21 protein-coding genes are annotated in these 26,055 nt (G+C 68.0%); 11 read left to right on the top strand and 10 right to left on the bottom strand.

The genetic code is table 11. The annotated features are described in order from the left end of the window. Positions 1-22 precede the first annotated feature (22 nt). On the top strand, positions 23-1,372 hold the full coding sequence (locus KPB06_RS32545) for an NCS2 family permease (RefSeq protein WP_275905239.1): 1,350 nt from the start codon (positions 23-25) through the stop codon (positions 1,370-1,372). Positions 1,373-1,417: 45 nt separating this feature from the next. Further along, positions 1,418-2,518, top strand: coding sequence for an adenosine deaminase (add, locus tag KPB06_RS32540; protein ID WP_275905238.1), 1,101 nt, complete (start codon positions 1,418-1,420; stop codon positions 2,516-2,518). Between the two features lie 34 nt (positions 2,519-2,552). Here the strand turns inward: add and KPB06_RS32535 are convergent, their stop codons facing one another. Together KPB06_RS32535 and pdxR are read right to left on the bottom strand one after the other, a co-directional pair. Then, a complete protein-coding gene (locus KPB06_RS32535; RefSeq protein ID WP_275905237.1) occupies positions 2,553-4,784 on the bottom strand; it encodes a penicillin-binding protein 1A in 2,232 nt (743 codons plus the stop codon). Between the two features lie 97 nt (positions 4,785-4,881). Further along, positions 4,882-6,417: a MocR-like pyridoxine biosynthesis transcription factor PdxR gene (gene pdxR / locus KPB06_RS32530; protein ID WP_275905236.1), complete on the bottom strand. Its 1,536-nt coding sequence runs from the start codon at positions 6,415-6,417 to the stop codon at positions 4,882-4,884. A gap of 124 nt (positions 6,418-6,541) precedes the next feature. On the opposite strand from pdxR, the gene KPB06_RS32525 reads away from it, so the two are divergent. Then, a complete protein-coding gene (locus tag KPB06_RS32525) occupies positions 6,542-7,180 on the top strand; it encodes an FMN-binding negative transcriptional regulator (RefSeq protein ID WP_275905235.1) in 639 nt (212 codons plus the stop codon). 53 nt (positions 7,181-7,233) lie between these two features. Here the strand turns inward: KPB06_RS32525 and KPB06_RS32520 are convergent, their stop codons facing one another. Further along, positions 7,234-7,815 carry a thioredoxin family protein gene (locus KPB06_RS32520; RefSeq protein WP_104012507.1) on the bottom strand — a complete coding sequence of 194 codons (582 nt, stop codon included), beginning with the start codon at positions 7,813-7,815 and terminating at the stop codon, positions 7,234-7,236. Between the two features lie 227 nt (positions 7,816-8,042). Here KPB06_RS32520 and KPB06_RS32515 point away from each other — a divergent pair, with 227 nt between their 5' ends. Then, positions 8,043-8,783 carry a response regulator gene (locus KPB06_RS32515; protein WP_059575507.1) on the top strand — a complete coding sequence of 247 codons (741 nt, stop codon included), beginning with the start codon at positions 8,043-8,045 and terminating at the stop codon, positions 8,781-8,783. Next, entirely contained in the window at positions 8,780-10,102 is a 1,323-nt protein-coding gene (locus KPB06_RS32510) for an ATP-binding protein (protein ID WP_059575505.1), read from the top strand. Before KPB06_RS32515 ends, KPB06_RS32510 begins: the two co-directional genes overlap by 4 nt. 115 nt (positions 10,103-10,217) lie before the next feature. Here KPB06_RS32510 and KPB06_RS32505 read toward each other — a convergent pair whose 3' ends face one another. From KPB06_RS32505 to KPB06_RS32495, 3 genes are all read right to left on the bottom strand, one after another. Further along, positions 10,218-10,952, bottom strand: coding sequence for a metallophosphoesterase family protein (locus KPB06_RS32505; protein WP_059575503.1), 735 nt, complete (start codon positions 10,950-10,952; stop codon positions 10,218-10,220). A 97-nt stretch (positions 10,953-11,049) separates the two neighbouring features. Beyond that, the gene (locus KPB06_RS32500; protein WP_275905234.1) at positions 11,050-11,586 is read right to left on the bottom strand and encodes a GNAT family N-acetyltransferase; all 537 of its coding nucleotides are present in this window, start codon (positions 11,584-11,586) and stop codon (positions 11,050-11,052) included. A 12-nt stretch (positions 11,587-11,598) separates the two neighbouring features. Further along, positions 11,599-12,240 (bottom strand): LysE family translocator, encoded by a 642-nt coding sequence (locus KPB06_RS32495; RefSeq protein ID WP_275905233.1) that lies wholly within the window; start codon positions 12,238-12,240, stop codon positions 11,599-11,601. A 294-nt stretch (positions 12,241-12,534) separates the two neighbouring features. Here KPB06_RS32495 and KPB06_RS32490 point away from each other — a divergent pair, with 294 nt between their 5' ends. Beyond that, positions 12,535-13,728: a porin gene (locus KPB06_RS32490; RefSeq protein WP_124863247.1), complete on the top strand. Its 1,194-nt coding sequence runs from the start codon at positions 12,535-12,537 to the stop codon at positions 13,726-13,728. A 681-nt stretch (positions 13,729-14,409) separates the two neighbouring features. After that, entirely contained in the window at positions 14,410-16,335 is a 1,926-nt protein-coding gene (locus KPB06_RS32485; RefSeq protein ID WP_275905232.1) for an NHL repeat-containing protein, read from the top strand. A gap of 13 nt (positions 16,336-16,348) precedes the next feature. On the opposite strand, the gene KPB06_RS32480 is transcribed toward KPB06_RS32485, so the two are convergent. Next, positions 16,349-18,511: a TonB-dependent siderophore receptor gene (locus KPB06_RS32480; protein ID WP_060315258.1), complete on the bottom strand. Its 2,163-nt coding sequence runs from the start codon at positions 18,509-18,511 to the stop codon at positions 16,349-16,351. Positions 18,512-18,916: 405 nt separating this feature from the next. Here KPB06_RS32480 and KPB06_RS32475 point away from each other — a divergent pair, with 405 nt between their 5' ends. Then, the gene (locus KPB06_RS32475; RefSeq protein WP_059575492.1) at positions 18,917-19,363 is read left to right on the top strand and encodes a hypothetical protein; all 447 of its coding nucleotides are present in this window, start codon (positions 18,917-18,919) and stop codon (positions 19,361-19,363) included. 167 nt (positions 19,364-19,530) lie between these two features. Here the strand turns inward: KPB06_RS32475 and KPB06_RS32470 are convergent, their stop codons facing one another. Continuing rightward, positions 19,531-20,496 carry a PDR/VanB family oxidoreductase gene (locus tag KPB06_RS32470; RefSeq protein WP_059575490.1) on the bottom strand — a complete coding sequence of 322 codons (966 nt, stop codon included), beginning with the start codon at positions 20,494-20,496 and terminating at the stop codon, positions 19,531-19,533. Then, positions 20,493-21,572 carry an aromatic ring-hydroxylating dioxygenase subunit alpha gene (locus KPB06_RS32465; RefSeq protein WP_099317827.1) on the bottom strand — a complete coding sequence of 360 codons (1,080 nt, stop codon included), beginning with the start codon at positions 21,570-21,572 and terminating at the stop codon, positions 20,493-20,495. Before KPB06_RS32465 ends, KPB06_RS32470 begins: the two co-directional genes overlap by 4 nt. A gap of 201 nt (positions 21,573-21,773) precedes the next feature. On the opposite strand from KPB06_RS32465, the gene KPB06_RS32460 reads away from it, so the two are divergent. Next, a complete protein-coding gene (locus KPB06_RS32460) occupies positions 21,774-22,262 on the top strand; it encodes a MarR family winged helix-turn-helix transcriptional regulator (RefSeq protein WP_059575487.1) in 489 nt (162 codons plus the stop codon). A gap of 47 nt (positions 22,263-22,309) precedes the next feature. Here KPB06_RS32460 and KPB06_RS32455 read toward each other — a convergent pair whose 3' ends face one another. Continuing rightward, a complete protein-coding gene (locus KPB06_RS32455) occupies positions 22,310-23,056 on the bottom strand; it encodes a TetR/AcrR family transcriptional regulator (protein ID WP_059575485.1) in 747 nt (248 codons plus the stop codon). A gap of 170 nt (positions 23,057-23,226) precedes the next feature. On the opposite strand from KPB06_RS32455, the gene KPB06_RS32450 reads away from it, so the two are divergent. Continuing rightward, on the top strand, positions 23,227-24,408 hold the full coding sequence (locus KPB06_RS32450; RefSeq protein WP_059575483.1) for an isovaleryl-CoA dehydrogenase: 1,182 nt from the start codon (positions 23,227-23,229) through the stop codon (positions 24,406-24,408). A 31-nt stretch (positions 24,409-24,439) separates the two neighbouring features. Next, positions 24,440-26,047 (top strand): carboxyl transferase domain-containing protein, encoded by a 1,608-nt coding sequence (locus KPB06_RS32445; protein ID WP_059575480.1) that lies wholly within the window; start codon positions 24,440-24,442, stop codon positions 26,045-26,047. Positions 26,048-26,055: the final 8 nt, after the last annotated feature.

The following is a 26,055-nucleotide window of genomic DNA, read 5'->3' as shown; positions in this document are numbered from 1 at the left end:
TCGGAATCACGGGAGAACCACCATGTCAGCGACTGACACGATGCCGGCGCACGCGCCGGCCAACTGGCTCGAGCGGCGCTTCGCGCTCGCCGCGCGGGGCACGACCGTACGCACCGAGACGATCGCGGGCGTCACGTCGTTTCTCGCGGCCGCGTACCTGCTCGTCGTGATCCCGTCGCTGCTCGCGACGGGCGGCATGGACCGCGGCGCGGCGACGACCGCGACGATCGTCGTGTTCGTGCTGTTCACCACGCTGATGGGGCTTTACGCGAACCTGCCGTTCCTCGTCGGTCCTGGTATCGGCGGCTCGGTGATCATCGGCGTGACGCTCGCGACGAGCGAGCACGTCGGCTGGCAGACGGGCCTTGGCATCGCGTGCGTGTCGGGCGTGCTGTTCTTCCTGCTGACGATCCTCGGCGCGCGCGGCGTCGTGGTGCGCCTGATTCCGGTGCAGATCAAGCTCGGGCTCGGCGCGTCGATCGGGCTGTTCGTCACGATGCTCGGGCTGCGCAATGCTGGGATGGTCGTCGCGAACGCGAAGACCAACGCATTCGCGCTCGGCGACTTCTCGCGGCCGGGTGCGTTGGTCGCGCTGATCGGCCTCGCGGTGGCGATCGTGCTGCAGGCGCGCAAGGTGCCCGGCGCGATCCTGATCGCGATCCTCGTCGCGGCCGCGGCCGGCGTGCCGCTCGGCGTCACGCACCTGCCCGCGTCGTTCATGTCGCTGCCGCACAGCATCGCGCCGATCGCGTTCAAGCTCGATATCGGCAGCGCGTTGAGCCTGGCCGCCGCGCCGTACCTGTTCGCGTTCTTCGCGGCGGAATTCTTCTCGACGCTCGGCACCGCGCTCGCGGTCGGCGCGAAGGCGAACCTGCTCGACGAACAGGGCAACCTGCCGAACATCAACCGGCCGTTCGTCGTCGATTCGCTTGCCGCGACGCTCGGCCCCGTGTTCGGCATTCCGGCGCTGACCGCGCTGATCGAATCGGCAGCGGGTGTCGAAGCCGGCGGCCGCAGCGGGCTGTCGTCGCTGGCCGCGGCCGTGCTGTTCGCCGCGATGCTGCTGTTCGTGCCGGTCGCGCTCGCGATCCCCAAGGAGGCCACCGCGCCGGCGCTGATCCTGATCGGGCTGTCGATGTTCGCGACGATCCGCCACACGCATTTCGACGACTTCACCGATGCGCTGCCCGTGATGTCGATGGTGCTGCTCACGCTGATGTCGAACAGCTTCGGCACCGGCATTGCCGGCGGGCTGCTGTGCTACGTGCTCGTCAAGCTGCTGGCCTGCCGCTGGCGCGACGTGTCGTGGGGGCTCGTCGTCCTCGCGCTGCCGCTCGGCTATTACTTCTGGACCGTCGTGAAGCCGCACTGAGAGACGGCTTCGCGACGCATCGGCACTACCAAAAAAGAGACTGACATGAAGGGAACACCAGGCAACGTCCCGGCCGCGCGCACGGGCATCGAGATTACGCCCGCCCATCGGGCCTTCTTCCACGCGTTGCCGAAGGTCGAGCTGCATTGCCATCTGCTCGGCGCGGTGCGGCACGACACGTTCGTCGCGCTGGCCGAACGCAGCGGCGCGCCGATCGAGCGCGCGGAGATCGACGCGTTCTACGCGCGCGGCGAGAAGCCGGTGGGCGTGCTGCACGTGCTGCGCGCGCTCGACAAGTATTTGCTCACACGCCCCGACGACCTGCGGCGGATTGCCTACGAGTATCTGGAAGACGCGGCCGCGCACAACGTCAGGCATGCGGAATTCTTCTGGAATCCGACGGGAACGGTGCGCGTGTCGGGTATCGCGTATGCGGACGCGCAGGCCGCGATCGTGACGGCGATTCGCGACGCCGCGGGCGATTTCGGGATCGGCGCGCGCCTGATTCCGAGCATCGATCGCGAGCAGGACCCCGACGAAGCGGTTGCGATCGTCGAGTGGATGAAGGCGAATCGCGCGGACGAAGTCGCGGGGCTCGGCATCGATTATCGCGAGAACGACCGGCCGCCCGAGCTGTTCTGGAAGGCGTACCGCAACGCGCGCGCGGCCGGCTTTCGCACGACCGCGCATGCGGGCGAATTCGGGATGCCGTGGCGCAACGTCGAGACGGCTGTCGATCTATTGCACGTCGATCGCGTCGATCACGGCTATACGATCGTCGACAACCCCGAACTGTGCGCGCGCTACGCGGAACGCGGCATCGTATTCACCGTCGTGCCGACGAATTCGTACTACCTGCGCACACTGCCGCCGGAGCAATGGGCCGAGTTGCATCCGATGCGCAAGATGCCGGGCCTCGGGTTGAAGATCCATCCGAACACCGACGATCCGGCGCTGCACAAGGTCAACCCTTCGGAAGCGTGGGAGCTGATGTTCAGCCATTTCGGCTTCACCGTGGCCGAGTTGAAGCAATTCATGCTGAACGGAATCGACGGCGCGTGGGTCGATGACGCGACGAAGGCGGTGTGGCGTGCGGCATGGGCGTCTGAATACGACGCGCTGGCTGCGACGCTCGCGGCGGGCTGAGCGCGTTTTCTGACCAAGCCCGCCCGCATCACGCTCAGCGAAACAACCTCAGCCAGTCGAACAGTCCCGAATGCTGCGGCGCGCGCCGCTTCGGCGCCGGCGCGCTACGCGGCCGGAAGTCGGGCGAGAACTGCACGTTCGGATCGATGGCCCGCGCGCGCAGCGCCGCATCGTAGAACGATCCGACGATCGGCAGCGCACTGTGCGCGCCCGCGCCCCAGTAGTCGCTGCGCAGCGTCACGCTGCCGTCGTCGAAGCCGACCCATGCGCCGGCCACCAGTTGCGGATGCATCAGGATGAACCAGCCGTCGGTGTTGTCCTGCGTCGTGCCGGTCTTGCCCGCGACGTCGATGCGGATGCCGTAGCGCGAGCGGATGTCGGCGCCGGTGCCGTAATCGACGACGCCGCGCATCACGTCGACCAGCGTCTGCGCCGCGGCCACCGGCAATGCGCGCTCCGGCGGCGCACTGGCGAATGTGGCGAGCACCTTGCCGTTGCGATCCTCGATGCGTGTGATCGTCTGCGGCGCGACGTACACGCCGCGGTTCGCGATCGTGCCGTACGCGGACACCATCTCCTTCAGCGTGACGGGGCTCGTGCCGAGCGCGAGCGACGGCACCGCGTCGAGCGGGCTGTCGCGCACACCCATCGCGCGGGCGAGCTGCGCGACCTTCGCCGCGCCCTCGTGCTGCATCACCTGCGCGGTGATGCGGTTGCGCGACAGCGCCAGCCCGTCGCGCAGCGTCATCGGCTCGCCGGTCGGCGGTTCCGCATCGGTCGGGCGCCACACCGTGTGCGCGTCGATCGGGATCGCGACGGGACGGTCGACGAACGTATCGCCCGGCCGCATCCCGTCAGCGAACGCGGCGCCATAGACGAACGGCTTGAACGTCGAGCCCGGCTGACGCCGCGCCTGTATCACGTGATCGAACGGCTCGCTGCCGAAATCGGGGCTGCCGACCCACGCGCGGATCGCGCCGTTGCGCGGATCGATCGCGACGAAGCCGGCCTGCACCTGCGTCTTGCGCTCGCACAGCGTGCGCATGAATGCGCGATTCGCGCCGAGCTGCTTCAGCGCCGGCACATCGGCGAGCCCCGTTTCGCGGGCCTGACGATATTCGGGCGTCTGCCGGATGAAGCCGCGAAACAGGTCGTTGCGCAGCCCGCAGCCGGACGGCCCGCGCCATGCGCTGTCGGCGATCGCCTGCAGCCGTTCGGTCTGCCGTGCGAGCGCCTGCGTGGCCATGTCCTGCAGGCGTGCATCGAGCGTCGTGCGCACGACGAGGCCGTCCGAGTAGAGATCGTAGTTGTTGCGGTCGGCCCACGCGATCAGCCACTTGCGCAATTGCACCGCGAAATGCGGCGCGAGGCCCGGCTGCGCGGTCTGCGGTTCGAAGTCGACGCGCAGCGGCTGGCGCTGCAGTGTCGTGAGCTGTCGCGGCGCCAGCATGCCCGTCTGCGCCATCCGGCCGAGCACGACGTTGCGCCGCTGGACCGCGCGTTCCGGATTCAGCACCGGGTTGTAGTAGCTGTTGCCCTTCAGCATCCCGACGAGCGTCGCGCTTTCCGTGATGTCGAGCTGGTCCGCCGACTTGCCGAAGTAGGTGCGCGCGGCCATCTCGACGCCGTACGCGTTGTACAGGAACGGCACGGTATTCAGGTAGGTTTCGAGAATCTCGTCCTTGCTGTACACCGCTTCGATCTTGAACGCTGTGATCAGCTCCTTCACCTTGCGCGTGAGCGTCGGCGCGCGGCCGACTTCATCGGGATACAGATTGCGCGCGAGCTGCTGCGTGATCGTCGAGCCGCCTTGGCGATCGCCGGAGAACGTACGCAGCCCGGCCGCGAGCGTGCGGCGCCAGTCGATGCCGTGATGCGCATAGAAGCGATGGTCCTCGGTCGCGATCAGCGCGTCGATCATGTGCGGCGAGATCTGCCTGAGCGGCACCCATTCGCGGTTCACGGGCCGGAACTCGGCGATCAACTGGCCGTCGGCAGACAGCACGCGCGCGGGGCGGTCGATGCGCGCCTTGCGGATGTCGCCGATGCTCGGCGTGAACGGGACGAACGCGAGCAGGACCAGCAGGCCCAGCACCGGGATCGCGGCGAGCGTCAGCGCCACGCCGCGACGCGTCGGATGGCGCAGGCGATGCAGCGCGCCGGCGCACAGTGCGCGGACGCGCGTGCGGCACGCGGCGGCGAGCGGCGCGATACGGGCGCGGCAACGGAGCCACGCGTCTCGAAGAAACGGCACGAAGCGATTCACGGCGGCAGGAGCGCGGAGGGAAGACGCGCGATCCTAGCAAACGGAACCTGTGCGCCGGCAGTCGAAACGGCCGTTTGCTTGCAGGATTTACAGACGATTACGTTTGTTGCCCGCCGACAACCTTTTGCCATGCGCGAGGCCGCGATTCCACCGACGAAACCACGTCCGCGAGCCGCTGCGCGGCCGCTTCGATCTGCGCACGGCCGAACCCGCCGAAGCCGAGCACGAGCCCCGGGCGCGCCGTGCCGGGCGCGAACATCGGCGACACCGCACGCACGGCGACACCGGCCTGGGCGGCGCGCGCGACCACGTCGAGATCGTCGATGCCTTGCGCGAGCCACAGCACGACGTGCATCCCCTGGTCGCCCGGTTGCACCCATGCGCGTTCGCGCGGCAGCCGCGCGCCGAGCGTGTCGATCAGCAGCGCGCGCTGTTCCGCATAGACGCCGCGCACGCGGCGGATGTGGCGGTCGAGATGGCCTTCGGCGATGAACGCGGCGAGCACGTGCTGATCGGCGGTCGGCGCATGACGATCCATCAGCACGCGCGCGCCGCAGAACGCGGGCACGAGAGCGTCGGGCGCGATCACGTAGCCGAGCCGCAGCGACGGAAACAGGATCTTGCTGAAGGTGCCGAGATAGATCACGCGATCGGGCGCGAGGCCCTGCAGCGACGGGAACGGATAGCCTTCGTAGCGCAACTCGCTGTCGTAGTCGTCCTCGACGACCCATGCGCGGTGCGTGCGGGCCCACGCGAGCAGCGCATTGCGGCGCGCCATGCTCAGCGGCATGCCGAGCGGGTACTGGTGCGACGGCGTGACGAACGCGGCGCGCGCATCGGCCGCGAGACGAATGCCGGCGTCGACGTCGAGGCCGTCGGCGTCGACCGGCACGCGCACCATCGCATCGCGCCGCCCGGTGCTTTCGAGCAGCGCGGTGATGCCGCGGTAGGCCGGATTCTCGACCCACGCGCGGTCGTGTTCGCCGAGCAGCACCTGGCTCGCGAGATGCAGCCCCTGCTGCGTGCCGCTCGTGATCACGACCTGGCCGGCGTCGCAGCGCACCGAGCGCGAGCGGCGCACGTAATCGGCGATCGCCTCGCGTAGCGGCAGCGCGCCTTGCGGATCGGCATAGCCGGACGGCGCGCCGGCGCCGCGGGCGCGCAGGCGATTGCCGAGCCGGCGCCAGATGTCGTCGGGCGCGGTGAGGCCGAGCGGCACCGAGATCGCGAACGGCATGGCCGGCAGCGGATTGAATTCGCGGGCGAGCCGCGCGAAGGTGGCGGCCGGTTCGGGCAGGCCGTCGCGCATCGGGTCCGGGCCTGGCGCCGGCGATTCCGGGCCGTTGCCGGGCGGCGGTTCCGCGAGCGCGTGCGCGACCCGCGTGCCCGCTCCGCCGCGCGATTCGAGAAAGCCTTCGGCGATGAGCTGGGCATAGGCGTCGACGACGGTGCCGCGCGCCACCTGCAGCGACGCCGCCAGCAGCCGCGTGGAGGGCAGCGTGTCGCCGGGCCGGACGTCGCCGCGGCGCACCGCGTCGCGCAGCGCCTGCGCGAGCTGACGGCTCAGGTCGCCGGCCGCGCGGTCGAGCGCGCCGAGCGACGGGATTTCGACGATCCGGGCCGTTCTTGCCATGATTCTGGTCTGCTGAAATTGTTTCAAACCGGCTCTACAGCATAAACCAGTTTGAGGCCACAATCGGCGCATGGCGGGCCTGCGCCCGCGCCATTTCCCCACCCCGCACGACCGTGGAGCCGACATGTACGTCCCCGCCGATTTCAACGAACCCAACCCCGACGCGCTGCGCGAGCTGATCGCGCAGCATCCGTTCGGCAGCCTGATCACGCACGGCGAGCGCGGGCTCGACGCGAACCACATTCCGTTCGAGCTGATGCCCGGCGACGGCGGGCTCGGCGAACTGCACGCGCACGTCGCGCGCGCGAATCCGGTCTGCCAGGACGTCGCGAACGGCGACCAGGTGCTCGTGATCTTCCGCGCCGGCGACGCGTACATCTCGCCGAACTGGTATCCGAGCAAGCAGGTGACGCACCGGGAGGTACCGACATGGAACTACCGGGTCGTGCATGCGCACGGCCGCATCACGGTGTGCGACGACGAGCAATTTGTGCGTGGCGTGGTCGCGCGGCTGACGCGCACGCACGAGGCGTCGCAACCCGTGCCGTGGAAGATGGGCGATGCGCCGAAGGACTATATCGACACGATGCTGCAATCGATCGTCGGGCTGCGGATCGAGATCACGCGGCTCGTCGGCAAGCGCAAGCTCGGGCAGAACAAGGCCGAAGCCGATATCCGCGGCGCCGGCGAAGCGCTGGTCGCGGACGGCCATCTCGCGATCGGGGAGGCGATGCTGGCGGAGGCGGACGCGAAGCGCACTTGAGCACACGAGGACCGCGGCGCGCGGGCGAGCCGCGGGCCCGCGCGCCGCGCTGATCACTGCGTGCGCGTCGAGTCCTTCATCCCTGCCTTTGCCTGCGCGAGCGCTTCCCGAATCGCGGCCTCCGTCTTGTCGTACCCGCCTTCGCCATAACGCGTATAGACGATCTTGCCGTTCGCATCGATCAGGTACAGCGCGGGCCAGTACTGGTTGCCGTACGCGCGCCACGTGTCGTAGCGGTTGTCCTGCGCGACCGGATACCGGATGTCGAAGCGCTTGATCGCATCGGCGACGTTCTTCGCGTCGCGCTCGAACGGATATTCCGGCGTATGCACGCCGACCACGACGAGCCCCTGGTCGCGATACTTTCGATACCAGTCGTTCACGTACGGGATCGTATGAATGCAGTTGATGCACGAGTACGTCCAGAAATCGACGAGCACGACCTTGCCGCGCAACTGCTCGAGCGTCAGCGGCGCGCTGTTGTGCCAGCGCTCGATGCCGGTGAAACCGGGCGCCGCCATGCCCGCCAGCGACGTCTGCATGCCCGCGTCGTCCCGGGTGCCGGCGAACGCGGCGAGCCCGGCCGTGGCGGCGAGGGCGATGACGAGGGCGGCGGTCTTGAGTCGGGGCAGCATGGCGTTCTCCTGATCTTTGGGGGCCGCGGCGCGATGTCGGCGTCCGGGCGGGTTTCGACAGGCCCCATTAGGCGGCGCCGACGTATCTGCGATGTGTCCGGCCGGCCGCGCGTGTGCAATGTTGTGTGTCGTCGCCGCGACGCGATACATTGCGATACAAACGCGTGCCCGCCGTGCGGTATAAAGGCGGACATCGCCCGCCCGAACCCCGATACCGACACCGACTCATGGACAAGATCGACCACGTGCTGATCGTCGACGACGATCGCGCGATCCGCGAACTGATCGCGGACTACCTGGAGAAGAACGGCATGCGCGTGTCGCTGGCCGCGAACGGCCGCGAGATGCGCCACGTGCTCGACGACGGCGCGCCCGACCTGATCGTGCTCGACCTGATGCTGCCCGGCGAGGACGGCCTGACGCTGTGCCGCGATCTGCGCGCGGGCAAGTTCCGCACGGTGCCGGTGCTGATGCTGACCGCCCGAGGCGAGGAAACCGACCGCATCATCGGCCTCGAGATGGGCGCCGACGACTACCTGGCCAAGCCGTTCGCGGTGCGCGAGCTGCTCGCGCGGATCCGTTCGGTGCTGCGCCGCGCGCGCATGCTGCCGCCCGGCATGCAGGTGACGGAAACGGCCGCGATACTCGCGTTCGGCGAATGGCAGCTCGACACGACCGGGCGCCACCTGCTCGACGCCGAAGGCACGCTGGTCGCGCTGAGCGGCGCCGAATACCGGCTGCTGCGCGTGTTCCTCGACAACCCGCAGCGCGTGCTGACGCGCGATCAATTGCTCAACCTGACGCAAGGGCGGCAGTCCGACCCGTTCGACCGCTCGATCGACCTGCTCGTGAGCCGGCTGCGCCAGCGCCTGCGCGACGGCGCGCGCGAACCGCGCTACATCAAGACACTGCGCAACGAGGGCTATGTGTTCTCGTCGGCCGTGACCGCCATCGACGGTACGCCATGAGCGCGCGCACGCCGTGGCACTGGCCGCGTTCGCTGTTCGCGCGGCTCGCGCTGATCCTGTTCGTGGGGCTCGCGCTCGCGCAGACGCTGTCGTTCTGGCTCACCATGACCGAGCGCGACCAGGCGACCACGAACCTGATGATGGGCTACATCGAGCGCGAGGTCGCGAGCTCGGTTGCGCTGCTCGACCATCTGCCGCCGGCCGAGCGGGCCGCGTGGCTGCCGCGTCTCGCGCGGCGCAGCTATGCGTTCATCCTCGGGCCCGGCCAAACCGGCACGCCGCCGGAAGCGCGGCTGTCGGCGCGCGTCGAGCGCTCGATCTCGGACGGCATCGGCGGCGACTACCCGCTGACCGCGAACTCGATTCCCGGCGACCGCGAACATCTGCAGGTGCATCTGCGGCTGACCGACGGGTCGCCGCTGACGATCGACATTCATCCGATGTCGACGGTGCCGCTGTCGGGCTGGCTGCCGGCCGTGCTCGTGGTGCAGCTCGCGGTGCTGGCCGCGTGCTGCTGGCTCGCGGTGCGGCTCGCGACGCGGCCGCTCAAGCAGCTCGCGCAGGCCGCCGACGCGCTCGGCCCCGACCTGAAGGGCGAGCGGCTGAACGAAGACGGGCCGTCTGAAGTCGCGCGCGCCGCGCGGGCCTTCAACGCGATGCAGGACCGCATCGCGCAGTACATGGCCGAGCGCATGCAGATCCTCGCGTCGATCTCGCACGATCTGCAGACGCCGATCACGCGAATGCGGCTGCGCGTCGACGTGATGGACGACGACACGCAGGGCGCGAAGCTGCGCCAGGACCTGCTCGAAATGGAGCATCTGGTGAAGGAGGGCGTCGCGTACGCGCGGACGCTGCACGGCACCGAGGAGGCCGCGCGCCGCATCGATCTCGATGCGCTGCTCGACAGCATCGTGTACGACTACACGGATGCGGGGCAGGACGTCGCGCTGCACAGCCATGCGCCGCTCGCGCTCGTCACGCGGCCGAAGGCGCTGCGCCGCATCGTCGGCAACCTCGTGGACAACGCGCTGAAGTTCGCGGGCGCGGCCGAGATCGACGTGCAGGCGGCGCCGGACGGCGGCGCGGTGATCGCGGTGCTCGACCGCGGTCCCGGCATTCCGGACGATCAGCTCGACGCGGTGTTCGAGCCGTTCCGGCGCGTGGAGACGTCGCGCAATCGCGATACGGGCGGCACGGGGCTCGGCCTCGCAATCGCGCGGCAACTGGCGCTTGCGATGGGCGGCACGCTCACGCTGAACAACCGGCCCGACGGCGGCGGCCTCGAAGCGAGGCTGACGCTGAGGAACGCGGGGTGAAGCGACGCGGCGCGCGAGCGTCGCGGTGTCGGGCGTGTGCCGAAGCGTGCGATGTGCGGGATGCGTGCGACGTCACACGCGTCTCGGCTGCGCGTCGACGAGCGGCGCGAGTGCGTCAGCAGCGGCCGGTGCGCAGCGCGACGCGCCAGTCGTCGCGCCCGCGCGAGGCCGCGATGGCCGCGGCCGTGTGCCAGTCGTATTCGACCGCATGGAATTCGACGTTCCAGCCGGCGGCGGTGCGCGACACCATCGCGTAGCGCGCATGCGGCGAACCCGTCTCGATCCGGTGCGGATGCGGCAGATCGTCCGTATACGCTTGCAGCCCGACGCTGCCGGGATTGACGATCAGCCGGCCGTCGTCGAGCTTCGCGGCGCGCGGCACGTGCGTGTGGCCGCACAGGATCAGCGAGGCCGTTTCGTTGCCCGCACGCTGCGCGACCTCGTCGGGCGTGGCCGCGCGGCAGCCGTCGGGCGTGACCGTTTCGAGGAAATAGACGAGGTCGCTGGCCGGCGTGCCGTGCACCATCAGCACGTCGCCGTCGAGCATCAGGCGTTCGGGCAGCGCGGCGATCCACGTGCGGTGGTCGGCGCGCAGCGTGTCGTGCGCCCAGCGATCCGACAGCCGCATCGCGTCGCGATCCTCGGTGAGCAACTGCCGTTCGTGATTGCCCTTGACGGTCGGCAGGTCGAGCGCGATCAGGCGGTCGGCCGTTTCGGCCGGATGGAGCGCGCCCGACACGATGTCGCCGAGATTGACGATCACGTCGGCGCCGCGGCGCCGGACGTCGTCGAGCACCGCGTCGAGCGCGGCGAGGTTGCCGTGGATATCGGACAGCGCGGCGATTTTCATGGCGGAGCGTCGATGAGGGGAACGGCGATTGTCGCCAATTCGGCGCGGGCCGTCCAATCGCGTCACGGCGTCGGCACGTGAGGCCGCGGGCGGCGCGTCAGTCGGTCGCGAGCCGTGCGTACATCGCGAAATCGCCGGGCGTGCCGCGCACCATCTTGTATGCGCGCAGCAGCCCTTCGTAGCGGTAGCCGCACTTCTGCAGCACGCGCGCGGAGCCCGCGTTGCCGGTCAGCACGACGGCCTGCATGCGGATGAAGCCCCCTTCGGCGAACGCCCACGCGGTGACGGCTTCGCACACCGCGCTCGCGATGCCGCGCCCCCAGTGCGACGGCGCGAGGTCGTACGCGATCTCCGCCGAGCGGTTCGCGGTGGACACCGTATGCAGCCCGATCGTCCCGGCGAGTGCGCCGCATTCGGTATCGACGATCGCGAGACGCCGGATCGAATCCGGATCGGCCGATTCGATGCTGTCGAACAGCGGCAGCAGATCGTCGGGCGAGCGCAGGTTCCAGCTCGTGTGGCGGAAAACGGCCGGGTTCGACAGGTACGCGTACCACGCGTCGAGGTCCGCGCGTTCGAGTTGCCTGAGCGACAGGCCGGGAAATCCGGAGCAGGGCGGCGCGGCGATTTTCATCGAACCCGGCGCCTACGCGGCATGGCGCCGGTACAGCGCCAGCGAACCGGCGAGCGCGAGCAGCATCGCGCCGCACGTGCGCTCGAGCCACAGCGCGCCCGAGCGCTTCAGCAGCCGCACCGCACGGGCGCCGAGCAGCGCGTAGCCGAACATCACCGCGCCGTCGAGCAGCGCGAACGTGACCGCGAGCGCGACGTACTGCGGCGCGAGCGGCGCGGCCGGATCGAGGAACTGCGGCAGGAACGCGGAGAAGAACAGATAGCCCTTCGGGTTCGTCACCGCGGTCAGGAAGCTTTTCGCGAAGATCGATGCGTTGCGTCCGGCGCGTCCGGATGCCGTGTCGCCTTGCGCGGCCGCGACGTCGAACGATCCCGTCGACGTCAGCAACCGGATGCCGACATAGGCGAGGTAGGCGGCGCCGAGCCACTTCACGACCGAGAACCAGAACGCCGACGCCATCAGCAGCGCGCCGAGGCCGAGCGCGACCGCGACGATCAGCACGAAGTCGGACAGCATCGCGCCCGCGAAACCGTAGGCCGCGCGGCGCACGCCGTAGCGCGAGCCGTTGGTCAGCGCGAGCAGCACGGTCGGGCCGGGTGTCGCGATGCCGACGAACGCGACGGCGGAGAAGACCAGCAGGGTCGTTTCATGCATGAAGAAGCTCCCGGTGGAAGGCGCGCAGCCGATTATCGTCCGCGCCGCCCCGCGCTGTACAGGCGCCGCCGCCTCGGCGCCGTCTCCGACTATCGCGATTTTGACAAGAATCTGTTGTCATTATTCCGCTTTGGAACGGAACCGGTTCCAACTACCATACCGGCCGCAGCGGGCACGCCCGCCGCATCGTCGCGCGCGGACGTCGCCGGCCTTGCACCGCCGGCGGATGTCGGCGCCCGCTCGCTACTCGCAAACAGCCAGAACAACGGGTTCACCGCCCGGAGACACGAAACCATGAACAAGCAACTGATCGCAGCCCCGCTGCTGCTCTCGCTCGCGGGTATCGCCGCCGCGCAAAGCTCCGTCACGCTGTACGGCATCGTCGATGCGGGCGTGACCTATCGCAGCAACGAACGGGCCGGCTCGGCGGGCGCGTACACCGGGCATTCGAACGTCGGGCTCACGACCGGCAACCTGTCCGGCAGCCGGTGGGGCATCAAGGGCTCCGAGGATCTCGGCGGCGGGATGCGCGCGCTGTTCGTCCTCGAGAACGGCTTCGACATCACGAACGGCACGTCGGGCCAGGGCGGCCGCCAGTTCGGCCGGCAGGCGTTCGTCGGCGTCGGCAGCGACCGCTACGGCACGATCACGCTCGGCCGCCAGTACACGTCGCTCGACGATTTCGTGAGCCCGGTCGGCCCGTCGTCGTTCATCGGCGGCTTCGGCGCGCACCCGGGCGACATCGACGATCTCGACCAGACCGCACGCGTCGACAGTGCGATCAAGTACACGAGCGCGAACTACTCGGGCTTCACGTTCGGTGCGCTGTACGGCTTCGGCGGCCAGCCGGGGAGCATGAAGCAGCGCAACACGTGGAGCGTCGGCGCCGCGTACGCGGCCGGCCCGCTGCGCGTGGGTGTCGGCTACGAGCGCTCGGACAACAGCAAGACGGGCGCGACCGACCCGACGGCAGGCAAGTGGCGGAGCACCGACGACGGCCTGTTCAATTCGTCGATCAACGAAGGCTATGCGAGCGCGCAGTCGCAGCAGGTGATCGCGACGGGCGCGACGTACAACTTCGGGCCGGCCGTCGTCGGCGTGAACTACAGCAACGTGCAGTATCGCGGCGGCGCGCAGTCGCTGTTCAGCGGCCATGCGACGTTCAACGTCGCGGGCGTGTTCACACGCTGGAACGTGCAGCCGCAGACGCAGCTGTTCGCGGGCTACAGCTACACGCGCGGCAGCGACGTCGACGGCATCGACAGCCGTGCGCAGTATCACAACGTCACGCTCGGCGCGGTCTACGACCTGTCGAAGCGCACCAGCGTGTACCTGCTCGGCGCGTACCAGCATGCGTCCGGCACGACGCTCGACGCGCTCGGCCGGCCGGTGGCCGCGACCGCGTCGGTGTCGGACAAGGCGAACGGCCATTCGTCCGATTCGCGGTCGCAGGCGATCGTGAGCCTCGGGCTGCGCCAGAAGTTCTGACGCGGCGGCCGTTGCGCGTGCAACGGGGCTCGCGGACGATGCGGGCCTCGTGGCGCGCATGCTCCTGTACCGCCGCCGCCCTTTTCGAGGCGGCGGCATGACGCGAACGCTGTCCGCAGTGCCGGTGCGGCGCGGCGACCGTCGCGCCGCGCGGCGAGATCGTGTTCGGAACGGATCGGCTCGGCGTGCGCGTCGTGCCGAACAGGCTGCGTGCGCGTGCTTGCGATGGCAATTATCCGGCGATCTGCAGCGGAGCCGGTACGGCCGGCGCGCGACTTTCCCCTCCGCATTCCTGCTTTTCCTCCCGCTTTCCCGTCCGTTGCAGGATCACGCATTTCCGATCGCACCGAATAATTTTTTTCTTTCATTTCGATTTCGATTTGTAATAATAGAAACGATTTCCGGGGAATGAAAAAGCAATGCGGTCGTGGCAGAAAAAATGACGTATTTGCATTGCGTGATCCGGAAGAAAATGCCGGGAAATGCGCTGGAGCTGCACGCTGGAAGGCCGTATGGGCGCGGGTTAGGCGATTTTGCGATCGTTGACGAAAAAGCCCCGGACGGCAAAAGGCGCGGAGTGAATAATTCCGGGGAACGGCGAATGCGAATTTTCCGGAATCACCAATATTTCACGCGCCGCGATTTACAGTGTCGACGATGGTTCGTCTGGGAGCATTATTCATGTCAATGAAACAAATCCGCGCGGCGTTGCTCGGAATGTGCATCGCGATGCTGGCGCCGGCGAGCCACGCGCAGGCGCAATACTCGACCGACTGGCTCGCGAACACGTACGGCACGCTGGCCTCGCACGTCGGCAACGGCGCGCGCTCGATGTGGGTCGCGCCCGAAGGCGTGATCTACACGGCGTCGCGCTGGGACGAGAACGCGGGCGGCGTCGCGATCTACCAGAACGGCCAGCCGCTCGGCACGATCGGCATTCACGACGAATTCCACGGCGGCGCGATCACCGGCAATTCGACGTCGCTGTTCGTCGCGCTCGGCTACAACCGCACGTTCGGCAGCGGCTCGGTGGGCCGCTACAACCGAAGCACGAACCAGCGCGACCTCCGCATTCCGGTCAGCACGTGGACGGGCATCCAGTATGCGGACGTGATCACGGGCCTCGCGACGGCCGGCAACCTGCTGTACGTGAGCGACTTCTACGGCAACCGCGTGCGCGTCTACACGACCGACGGCGTATGGCAGCGCGACATCGGCGTCACGGGCCCCGGCGCGCTGGCGCTCGATGCGGCCGGCAACCTGTGGGTCGCGCGCAAGAGCGCGGGCGTCGTCGCGCAGTTCAGCCCGACCGGTGCGGCGATGAACACGCTCCAGATGGCGGCCGGCGCGCGGCCGGCGTCGCTGTACTTCGATGCGCCGATGGGCCGGTTGATGGTGGGCGACGAAGGGCCCGACATGAACATCAAGATGTACGGCGGGCTGCCCGGGTTGCCGGTGCAGGTCGGCACGTTCGGCGTGCAGGGCGGCTATCTCGACACGACGACGGGCATCAAGGGGCAGGTCGGCGACAAGCGCTTCACGCGCGTCGCGGCGCTCGGCAAGGATGCGGCCGGCAACCTGTACGTGTTGAACAACGCATGGGGCGGCGGCTGGGATCTCGGCCGCAACGGCAGCACCGATCTGCATTCGTACAGCCCGGTCGGCACGCTGCAGTGGAAGCTGCAGGCGCTGAACTTCGAGGGCGTCGCCGCGCCCGACCCCGCGACCGACGGCGCGTTGTTCTTCAGCGGCAACAACGTGTACACGGGCACCGCGGGCGGCACGTTCGTCGCGAACACGATCGACCCGTTCACCTATCCGAAAGATCCGCGTCTCGACATGAACGACTATCAGCGCGGCCAGCACTTCGGCCAGCTCGTGACGGTCGGCGGCAACCGGATTCTCGTCGCGTCGGGCCAGAACCCGGGCAACTTCAACTTCTATTACTTCAACACCGCGAGCGGCTATATCGCGATTCCGGCCGGCTCGCTGCCCGGCAAGCCGTTCAACACGACGCTGCAGGTGACGGCCGGTTTCGACATCGACGGCAACGGCGACGTGTGGGCCGGGCTGAACGGCTCCAACGTGATCACGCGCTATCCGATGACGGGCTTCGACGCGACCGGCAAGCCGTCATGGGGCAAGCCGGTGACGACGCCCGTGCCGAGCAGCGTGGCGCCCGTTACGCGCATCATCTACCAGGCCGACAGCGACACGATGATCCTCGCGCAGGGCCTCGCGGGCAACTGGGACTGGACGGCGATGAACGGGCACATCGAGGTCTATCGCGGCTGGAAGAACGGCAACACGAGCGCGCCGAACCCGGTGATCAACCTGACGAGCGCGAACCCGAAATCGATCGCGGCGGCCGGGCACTATCTGTTCGTCGGCTATGTGCACACGGTGCCGAACATCGACGTATTCGACCTGAACACGGGTGCGCTCGTCACGACGCTGACGAACTCGAATCCGTCGGCGATGGACGTCGGCAACGACGTCGACTCGATGTACGGCGTGCGCGCGTACCTGCGCTCGAACGGCGAGTACGTGATCACGAAGGACAACTACAACGGGTCGAGCATCGTCGTGTATCGCTGGCGTCCGTGACCGCGCGGGGCCGTCAGAACGATACCGTCGTCGTCAGCGTGACGAGTCGCGGTTCGCCGACCGCGACGATCAGGTTGCTGTTGCTCGACGGATAGTAGGTCTTGTCGAGCAGGTTCTTCACGTTGAGCTGGAAGCGGGTCGGAAACTTGCCGATCGTCGTTTCGTAGGCCGCGAATGCGTCGACGGTCACGTAGCCGGGCAGCGTGAAGCTGTTGGCGGTGTCGCCGGAGCGCGCACCGACGAGACGTGCGCCGCCGCCGAAGCGCCAGCGCCCGGGCAAGTTCGCGATGGCCGTGTCGTATACCGCGAACAGGCTGCCGGTGTGGCGCGCGACGTTGACGAGCGGCGTGTTGCTGTCGCGATCGTTCGCGTTCGTGTACGCGTAGCTGCCGATCACGCTCAGGTGGCGCGTAATCTGCCCCGCGACGTCGAGCTCGATCCCGCGCGAGCGCGCGGTGCCGATCGTCGACGTGATGTCGCCGACCGTGACCGCCACGTTGCGCTTGTCGATCTGATACACGGCGAGCGTGCCCGTGATCGCGGGCTTCAGGCTGAACTTCAGCCCGGCCTCGAGCACGCGCCCGTATTCCGGCGCGAGCGGCGCGGCAACGTTCGACGCGACGTTCGGCTTGAACGAGCGGCTCACGTTCGCGTAGGCGGTGAGCGCCGGCGTCAATGCATACGCGAGCCCGAACTGCGGTAGCCAGACGCTGCCGCGCGAGCGGTCGGCGAACACGAACGGCCGGCCCATCCCCGACTCCTGCTGCCAGTTTTCCCACCGCAGGCCGCCGACCGCGGTGAGGCGTTCGGTGATCTTGACCGAGTCCTGCACGATCGTCGAATACGCATGCACGACCGAGCGCGAATCGCTCTGCTTCGCGTTGGGTATGCCGCCGGGCGCGAGCAGGCCGTACACGGGATCGTAAAGATCGAAGCCCGTCGTCGCCTTGCCGCGGATCGTGTCGCCGCGGAAGCTGCGCTGCCGCTCGTATTCGCCGCCGACGTAGATCGCGTGTTGCATGCCCGCGAGCGTGACGTTGCCAAGCAGGCCGAGCGTCGCGATCTGGTCGGAGTCGTTGCGCCCGAGGTTCGCATCGGACGAGCGCGTCAGCGCGCCGGTCCTGCTGTTGAACGCGGTGGCGCGGGTGAGGTATTGATCGTAGCGATCGCGGCCCCAGCCGTAAGTTGCGCGCACGCGCCATGCATCGGAGAAGCGGTGCTCGATACGCGTACGCAGCGTTTCCTGGATGCCGCTGCTTTGCGACCACGCTTCCTCGTAGCGGCGATAGCGCAGCGCATCGTCGAGCTGGCCGTTCACGAGCACGGTGCCGCGGTCGAACGGCATCGTGTAATCGACGTACTGGTAGCTGACGTCGATCGATGTGTTCGCGTCGTGCCACGACAGCGCGGGCGCGATCAATGCGTTGCGCTCGCGGCCGAAGCTGCGCCAGTAGCGGCTCGTGTCGTATTCGCCGGTCAGCCGGAATGCGAGCGTGCCGCCCGCGATCTGGCCAGGCTTGCCGAGCGGGCCCGTGAGATCGAACTGTGCGCTGCTGCCGCCGTGGTTCGTGCGCGACGCGGAGATCGAGCCGCCGAACGTGTCTTCCGGCTTGCGCGTGACGAGGTTGATCACGCCGCCCGGGTCCTGCATCCCGTACAGCAGCGAAGCGGGGCCCTTCAGCACTTCGACGCGATCGATCGTCGCGAGATAGCTGTGCAGCACCGGCGTGCGCACGCCGTCGACCAGCACCGAGCCGTCATTGTTCGACCCGAAGCCGCGCTTGATGAACGCGTCGCGCGTGCCGCCGAGCGTGTTGGTCTGCGTGACGCCGCTGATGTTGCCGAGCACGTCGTCGAGCGAGCGCGCCTGCTGGTCCTGCATCACGCTGCTGCTGACCACCGCGACCGATTGCGGAATCTCCTTCAGCGCCCGGTCGTCGCCGCCCGCGATGCTCGTCGTGCGCGGCTGATAGCCGATCGTCGGGTCGACGGCGGCCGATGCATTGACGCTGATCGCCGGGAGTTCGTGTTCGACGGCGGTCGCAGGTGCGGGTGCGACGGGTTCGGTGCCGGCCGCATGCGCGCCGCTCGCGACGCACAGGGTGAGCAGGGCAGGCAGGCGCGTGCGCCACGGACGCGCGGCCCGGGCGCGGCAGGACATTCGACGGGATGGCATGAATCGATGCGGGAAGAGGAATGCTAAGGATCGCGGCGCGGGCCGCGACATTGCGTTGCGTACAGGACGCGCATGATATATGTAATGAGAACCATTTGCAATTGTAATGGGGCGGCAGGACGATGCTCGGCCCTCGGTTGCCGGCCTGTCGGCCGTCTGCTACCGTAGCGGCCAAAATCAGACGCAGTGAAATTCAACGAGAGAGAACCGGGGGCCGCACCATGTCATCTTCCTGCCACGTCGCGTTCAGCGCGACGCCATGCGCCGCGCGCGACCACGCGGGCGGATGAAGTGATCGCAGCCGCGTACCGCCATTCGAACGATTAAATCAACGGAAGCGAATTCAACCGGCATCGCGCCGGGTTCGATCATTTCAACCACCACGCTGGACGGGAGAGACCACCCATGAAGAAGATTTCCGCACCATTCGCGGCGGCCGCGCTTGCTGCCTGCACGCTGCTGGCGGGCGTTCACCAGGCGGCCGGTGCGGCGTCGAACGCCGAACCCGCGATCGACGCGCATTACGGCGCCGTGATCGAGGCCTATACGCGGGACATGGCCGCCGCGAAGACGAAGTACGACGGCAAGCGCCTCACGTTCGTCGGCGCCGTGATCCGGATGGGTAGCGACCCGGGCGGCACGTACTTCGGCGCGCTGACGGCCGACGGCGAGCAGTTCGACACGCATTTCGACGTGGCCGACCAAGGCGCGCTGAAGCCGAAATTCCCCGGCGGCGAGATCAAGCCGTTCGTCACGTCCGCGGCTTTCCGGTTCAGTTGCGTGAACGAAGGCTATATCGACGCGCCGGTGCTGCCGGGGTTGAAGCTGACGCATTGCCGGCTCGCCGATTGAGCCGAGCGATGGGCGGCGCCGGCGTGCGATGGTCACGCGGATTCGGGTTGCAGCACCATCGATCGGTCGGGAATTCAGGTGTATTGACCGACGGCGGGCAGGATTCGCCATTGATCGTTTCCGTTATCGTGGTCGGCCGCCGCGCGTCCGGCAGCCCGTCTGCCGCTCTACAGATCGAGTACCAGCAGGTCGGTGCGCGACCGCGAGCAGCAGGGCATGAACTGGTCGCCGGCCGCCTTTTCGTCGTCGGTCAGATATGAATCGCGATGATCGGGCTCGCCTTCGAGCACGCGGGTCAGGCAGGTGCCGCACACGCCTTGCTCGCACGAGGTCAGCACGTCGACGCCGTGCGCCGCCAGCGCCGCGATGACCGTGCATTCGGCCGGCACGTCGATCGTCTGGCCGCTGCTCGCGATCCGGATCTGGAATGCGCGATCGGCGCCGGATCGCGTGACCGCGCCGCCGAAGAATTCGTAGTGCAGCCGCGCTTCGTCCCAGTGGCGCTCGCGCGCGGCGTTCAGCACCGCCTCCATGAAGCCGCGCGGGCCGCATACGTACAGATGCGTGCCTTCGGGCGCGGCCGCGAGCACGGCGGCCAGGTCGAAACGTTGCGCCGGGTCGCCGTCGTCGACGTGGAAGCGGGTGCGATCACGGAAACCGGCTGCGTTGATCCGCTCGACGAAGGCCATGCGATCGGCCGAACGCGCGCAGTAGTGCATGTCGAACGGCGTGCCGGTCGAGAACAGCCGTTCCGCCATGCTCAGAATCGGCGTGACACCGATCCCGCCGGCGAGCAGCAGATGGTGCGGTGCGTCGGAGGCGAGCGGGAATTGATTGCGCGGCATGCCGATCCGCACGGTATCGCCTTGCCGGACTTCGTCGTGAATCGCGCGCGAGCCGCCGCGGCCTTCGGCCTCGCGCAGCACAGCGATCTGATAGCGATCGCGTTGCCCGGGGTGATTGCACAGCGAGTACTGGCGGACGAGCCCGCCCGGCAGATGCACGTCGATATGGGCGCCGGCGTCGAAGCGCGGCAAGGGCGAGCCGTCGTCGCTGACGAATTCGAAGCCGCAGATGTCGCGCGCTTCCCGCCACTTGCGGGCCACCCGGACCGTCAACGTCGCGTCGCTCATGACGCCTCCTTGACGTGCGCGACCGGAATCGCGGGCCGCGGCGGGCTCGCCGCGTTTTCGGCGGCGAGCAGCCGGTCGATCACCTTGCGCGACAGCACGCCGCCGGCGTCGATGTTGAGCTTGAGGAGCGTGCGCTCGGGCCACTGCTCGAGATTGCGCTGCTGGCGCTCGAGCATCTCCAGATCCTCCGCGAAGATCTTGCCCTGGCCTTCGCGGATCTCGGTGGTCAGCGCGTCGTCGTCCGGCCGGAAATTGCGCGCCATCCCCCAGAAATACCAGATCGACGTGTCGGTTTCGGGCGTGATGAAGTCGACCACGATCGACGACGCCTTCTTGTCCGCCGGCGCGTCGTAGCCGCCGTGGCCCGCATGCGCGACGCCTACTTCGATCATCACGTGGCTCGGGGGCGTGAAGCGGCAGATCTGCCAGCGGTCGACCGGCACGTCGTCGGCGAGCCCGTTGCCGCGCAGCGCCATCCGCCAGAACGGCGGCGGCATCACGTTCTCCATGAAGCGGCTCGTGACGACTTCGTCGCCGTGGCCGGTCGTCTTCGGCGGCGCTTCGTCGATTTCCTTCTGGCCGATGCTCGTCGCATGCACGTACGTCTCGTGCGTGAGGTCCATCAGGTTGTCGATCATCAGCCGGTAGTCGCAGCGGATGTGATACAGGCCGCCGCCGTGCGCCCAGGCCGGATCCTCGGCCCATGCCAGCGCGGGCAGCTTGGCGGGATCGGCCTCCGACGCGTCGCCCGGCCACACCCACACGAAGCCGTACCGCTCGACCGCCGGAAAGCTGCGAATCGACGGAAAACCGCCGACGCGCTGGCCCGGCATGCCGGCCGTCTTGCCGTTGCAGCCCATTTGGAGCCCGTGATAGCCGCACACGAGCACGCCGTCGCGCACGAACCCCAGCGACAGCGGCGCGCCGCGGTGCGGGCAGAAATCCTCGAGCGCGGCGATCTGGCCGTCCGCCGCGCGGTAGAGCACCATCGATTCGTTGCAGATCTTGCGGCCCAGCGGCTTGCCGTCGATCTCGTCGGGCGTGCACGCCACGTACCAGGCATTCTTGAGAAACATGTTCCTTGTCTCCTTCGGGGCGGTGCCGCCGGGGAAGCGGCCCGATCTTCATTCCGTGTACTGAATGAGATTCAGTGTACTCACTGATAGGGGGCGGGACAAGGCGAGCGGTATACTGGTTTTCCCGGGAAATGGCGCGAGACAGCGCCATGCCGACGGCGCGCGCAACCGGTGCGCGCCGCCTATGTCATCGACTCATCCATGGAAAAAACGAATCCCGCCGACCTGCCGGCTTTCCCGATCGACCTGTACGACGAACCCGGGCACCTGATCCGGCGCGCGCACCAGATCGCGGTTGCGATGTTCTACGAGAAGCTCGGCCGGGACGTGACGCCCGTGCAGTACGCGGTGCTGCGGATGCTGTACGAGAATCCGGGGCTCGATCAGGTGACGCTCGCGCAGCGGGTCGCGCTCGACACGTCGACGACGGCCGATCTCGCGGTCCGGCTCGAGGCGAAAGGATTGATCGTCCGCGAAGTGCTGCCGCGGCGTCAGCGGCGGCTGCTGCTGACGCCGGCGGGCGTCGAGTTGCTCACGCAGCTGATTCCCTCGGTGAAGGAACTGCGCGCGGGCCTGTTCGACGGGATGGGTGAGGACGATGCGGAGGAACTGATGCGCCTGCTGCGCAAGTTCGTCCATTTGAACAACGAGCAGAGCCGCGCGCCGCTGCGGGTGAGCGAGGATTCGTAGCGGCGCCGGGCGACGGCGCGGAACGGCGGCGCGCGCTGCGCCGGCCGTCACCCGCGTGACGCTTCGCCTTCCAGCCGCCGTACCGCTTCCGCGACTTCGTTCCTGAAGCGCACGAGCGCCGCCTGTTCCGGCGCCGGCGGCTGCACGGCCGCCCACAGCATGTCGATCAACTGCGTGGCCGTCGTTTCGGTATCGAGCTTGCGGTGCCCGAGGATCGCATCCCACAGCACGTGCTCCATCGGCCCGAACACCATCGAGCGCAGCAGGCTCAGCGGCAGATCCGCGCGAACCTGCCCGGCCGCCTGGCCGCGCGCGAGCACGTCCATCAACGGCGCCGTGTAGCGGCGCTGCAGCGCGGTGAGCTCGTCGCTCAGCGCATGCTGCTTCGCGCGGCCTTCCGACAGCACCAGCGCGCACAGCCCCGTGCCGTTCACGAGCATCAAGCGCAGATGGGTGCGCACGATGAACGCGAACTGCTGCTGCACTGACGCGTCCCGCGGCATCCCGTGTTCGAACGCGGCGATGATTTCGTCGTACCAGTCGGCGATCACACGCGCGCACAGCTCGCGCTTGCCGCGGAAATAGCTGAACACCGTCGCCTCCGACACGCCCACGCGCTGCGCGATCTCGGCGGCCGTCGCATGCTCGTAACCTTTTTCGGCGAACACTTCACGGCCGGCGCGCAGGATGTCCTGCACGCGCTGCTGGGATTTGCGCCCGGCGGGGGCGCGCGACGCGTCGGCGCGATCGGCTTTGGCGGTGGCGGTCATGGTGTCGGCGGGAGCGGCTGTCATCTTCGCATCATATCTGAGTATCACTCAAAAAACTATTGACGGCGAACCGGGCGAGGCGCGAAACTGTGCAAAATTTCCGCTGTATTGGTCAATGAATCGGCGTATTCATTCGATCTGAGCGAAACTCAGAAATCGGTGAGTGCGACACACTTTCTGGAGACGGAGGAGACATGATCAACCTGCCCGGCGTGCAATTCATGCTCGGTGAAGACATCGAGATGCTGCGCGACGCCGTCGCGACGTTCGCGGCGAAGGAAATCACGCCGCGCGCGGCGGAGGTCGACCGCACCGACCAGTTTCCGATGGATCTGTGGAAGAAGTTCGGCGATCTCGGCGTGCTCGGGATGACCGTCTCCGAGGAATACGGCGGTGCGAACCTGGGCTACACCGCGCACATGGTCGCGATGGAGGAGATCTCGCGCGCGTCGGCGTCGATCGGCCTGTCGTACGGCGCGCACTCGAACCTGTGCGTGAACCAGATCCACCGCAACGGCACCGACGCGCAAAAGCGGAAGTACCTGCCGAAGCTCGTGTCGGGCGAACACATCGGCGCGCTCGCGATGAGCGAGCCCAACGCCGGCTCCGACGTCGTCAGCATGAAGCTGCGCGCGGACAAGCGCGGCGACCGCTACGTGCTGAACGGCACGAAGATGTGGATCACCAACGGCCCCGATTGCGACACGCTCGTCGTGTATGCGAAGACGGACATCGAAGCCGGCCCGCGCGGCATCACCGCGTTCATCGTCGAGAAGGGGATGAAGGGCTTCTCCGTCGCGCAGAAGCTCGACAAGCTCGGCATGCGCGGTTCGCACACGGGCGAGCTCGTGTTCCAGGACGTCGAGGTGCCGGAAGAGAACATCCTCGGCCAGCTGAACGGCGGCGTGAAGGTGCTGATGAGCGGCCTCGACTACGAACGCGCGGTGCTGTCGGGCGGCCCGACGGGCATCATGGCCGCGTGCCTCGACGCCGTGGTGCCGTACATCCACGACCGCAAGCAGTTCGGCCAGGCGATCGGCGAATTCCAGCTGATCCAGGGCAAGGTCGCCGACATGTACACCACGTTCCAGGCGTGTCGCGCGTATCTGTACGCGGTCGGCCGCCATCTCGACTCGGCGGGCAGCGACCACATTCGCCAGGTGCGCAAGGACTGCGCGGGCGTGATTCTCTACACGGCCGAGAAGGCGACGTGGATGGCCGGCGAGGCGATCCAGATTCTCGGCGGCAACGGCTACATCAACGAATACCCGGTGGGCCGCCTGTGGCGCGATGCGAAGCTGTACGAGATCGGCGCCGGCACGAGCGAAATCCGCCGGATGCTGATTGGCCGCGAGCTGTTCGCGGAAACGATGTAACGCCCCACGTCACGCGAACGGAGCCCCGTCGATGCCGATCATCGAATCGAAACTGAACCCGCGTTCGGAAGACTTCCGCGCGAATGCCGCGGCGCTCGAGGCGCTCGTCGCCGACCTGCGCGCGAAGATCGAACAGCTCGCGCAGGGCGGCGGCCAGGCCGCGCGCGACAAGCACCTGTCGCGCGGCAAGCTGCTGCCGCGCGATCGCATCGCGCAACTGCTCGATCCGGGCGCGCCGTTCCTCGAGTTCTCGCAGCTCGCGGCGAACGGCATGTACAACGACGACGCGCCGGGCGCGGGCGTCATCACCGGGATTGGCCGCATCGCCGGCCGCGAATGCGTGATCGTGTGCAACGACGCGACGGTCAAGGGCGGCACCTACTATCCGATCACCGTGAAGAAGCACGTGCGCGCGCAGGAGATCGCCGCGGAAAACCGGCTGCCGTGCGTGTACCTCGTCGATTCGGGCGGCGCGAACCTGCCGAACCAGGACGACGTGTTTCCCGATCGCGACCACTTCGGCCGCATCTTCTACAACCAGGCGACGATGTCGGCCGCGGGGATCGCGCAGATCGCCGTCGTGATGGGCTCGTGCACGGCCGGCGGCGCCTACGTGCCGGCGATGAGCGACGAGTCGATCATCGTGAAGGACCAGGGCACGATCTTTCTCGGCGGGCCGCCGCTCGTGAAAGCCGCGACCGGCGAGGAAGTGAGCGCCGAGGATCTCGGCGGCGGCGACGTGCATACGCGCCTGTCGGGCGTGGCCGACCATCTCGCGCAGAACGACGCGCATGCGCTGTCGATCGCACGCACCATCGTCGGTCACCTCGCGCCGAAGATCGCGTCGCCGGTTCAGCTTCGCGAGCCGAAGCCGCCGCGCTACGACGCGAAGAGCCTGTACGGCGTGATCCCGGCCGATACGCGCAAGCCGTTCGACGTGCGCGAGGTGATCGCGCGGATCGTCGACGATTCGGAATTCGACGAATTCAAGGCGCGCTACGGCACGACGCTCGTTACCGGCTTCGCGCACATCTGGGGCCACCCGGTCGGAATCGTCGCGAACAACGGCATCCTGTTCTCCGAATCGGCCGTGAAGGGCGCGCATTTCATCGAGCTGTGCTGCCAGCGCAAGATCCCGCTCGTGTTCCTGCAGAACATCACGGGCTTCATGGTCGGCCGCAAGTACGAGAACGAAGGCATCGCGCGGCATGGCGCGAAGATGGTGACGGCCGTGTCGAACGCGAAGGTGCCGAAATTCACGGTGATCATCGGCGGCTCGTTCGGCGCCGGCAACTACGGGATGTGCGGCCGCGCGTTCGGCCCGCGTTTCCTGTGGATGTGGCCGAACGCGCGCATCTCGGTGATGGGCGGCGAACAGGCGGCGTCGGTGCTCGCGACCGTGCGCCGCGACGGCATCGAGGCGAAGGGCGGCGCATGGTCGCCGGAAGAAGAGGAAGCATTCAAGCAGCCGATCCGCGACCAGTACGAGCGCCAGGGGCATCCGTACTACGCGAGCGCACGGCTGTGGGACGACGGCGTGATCGATCCCGCGCAGACGCGCGACGTGCTCGGGCTCGGCCTCGCCGCGTCGATGAACGCGCCGATCGACGACACGCGCTTCGGCGTGTTCCGCATGTAACGCCCGGG

This window comes from Burkholderia semiarida (assembly GCF_029268935.1).
Classification (GTDB): domain Bacteria; phylum Pseudomonadota; class Gammaproteobacteria; order Burkholderiales; family Burkholderiaceae; genus Burkholderia; species Burkholderia semiarida.
The sequence above is the reverse complement of the archived record's forward strand: the minus strand, read 5'-3'. Positions and strand labels throughout refer to the sequence as shown.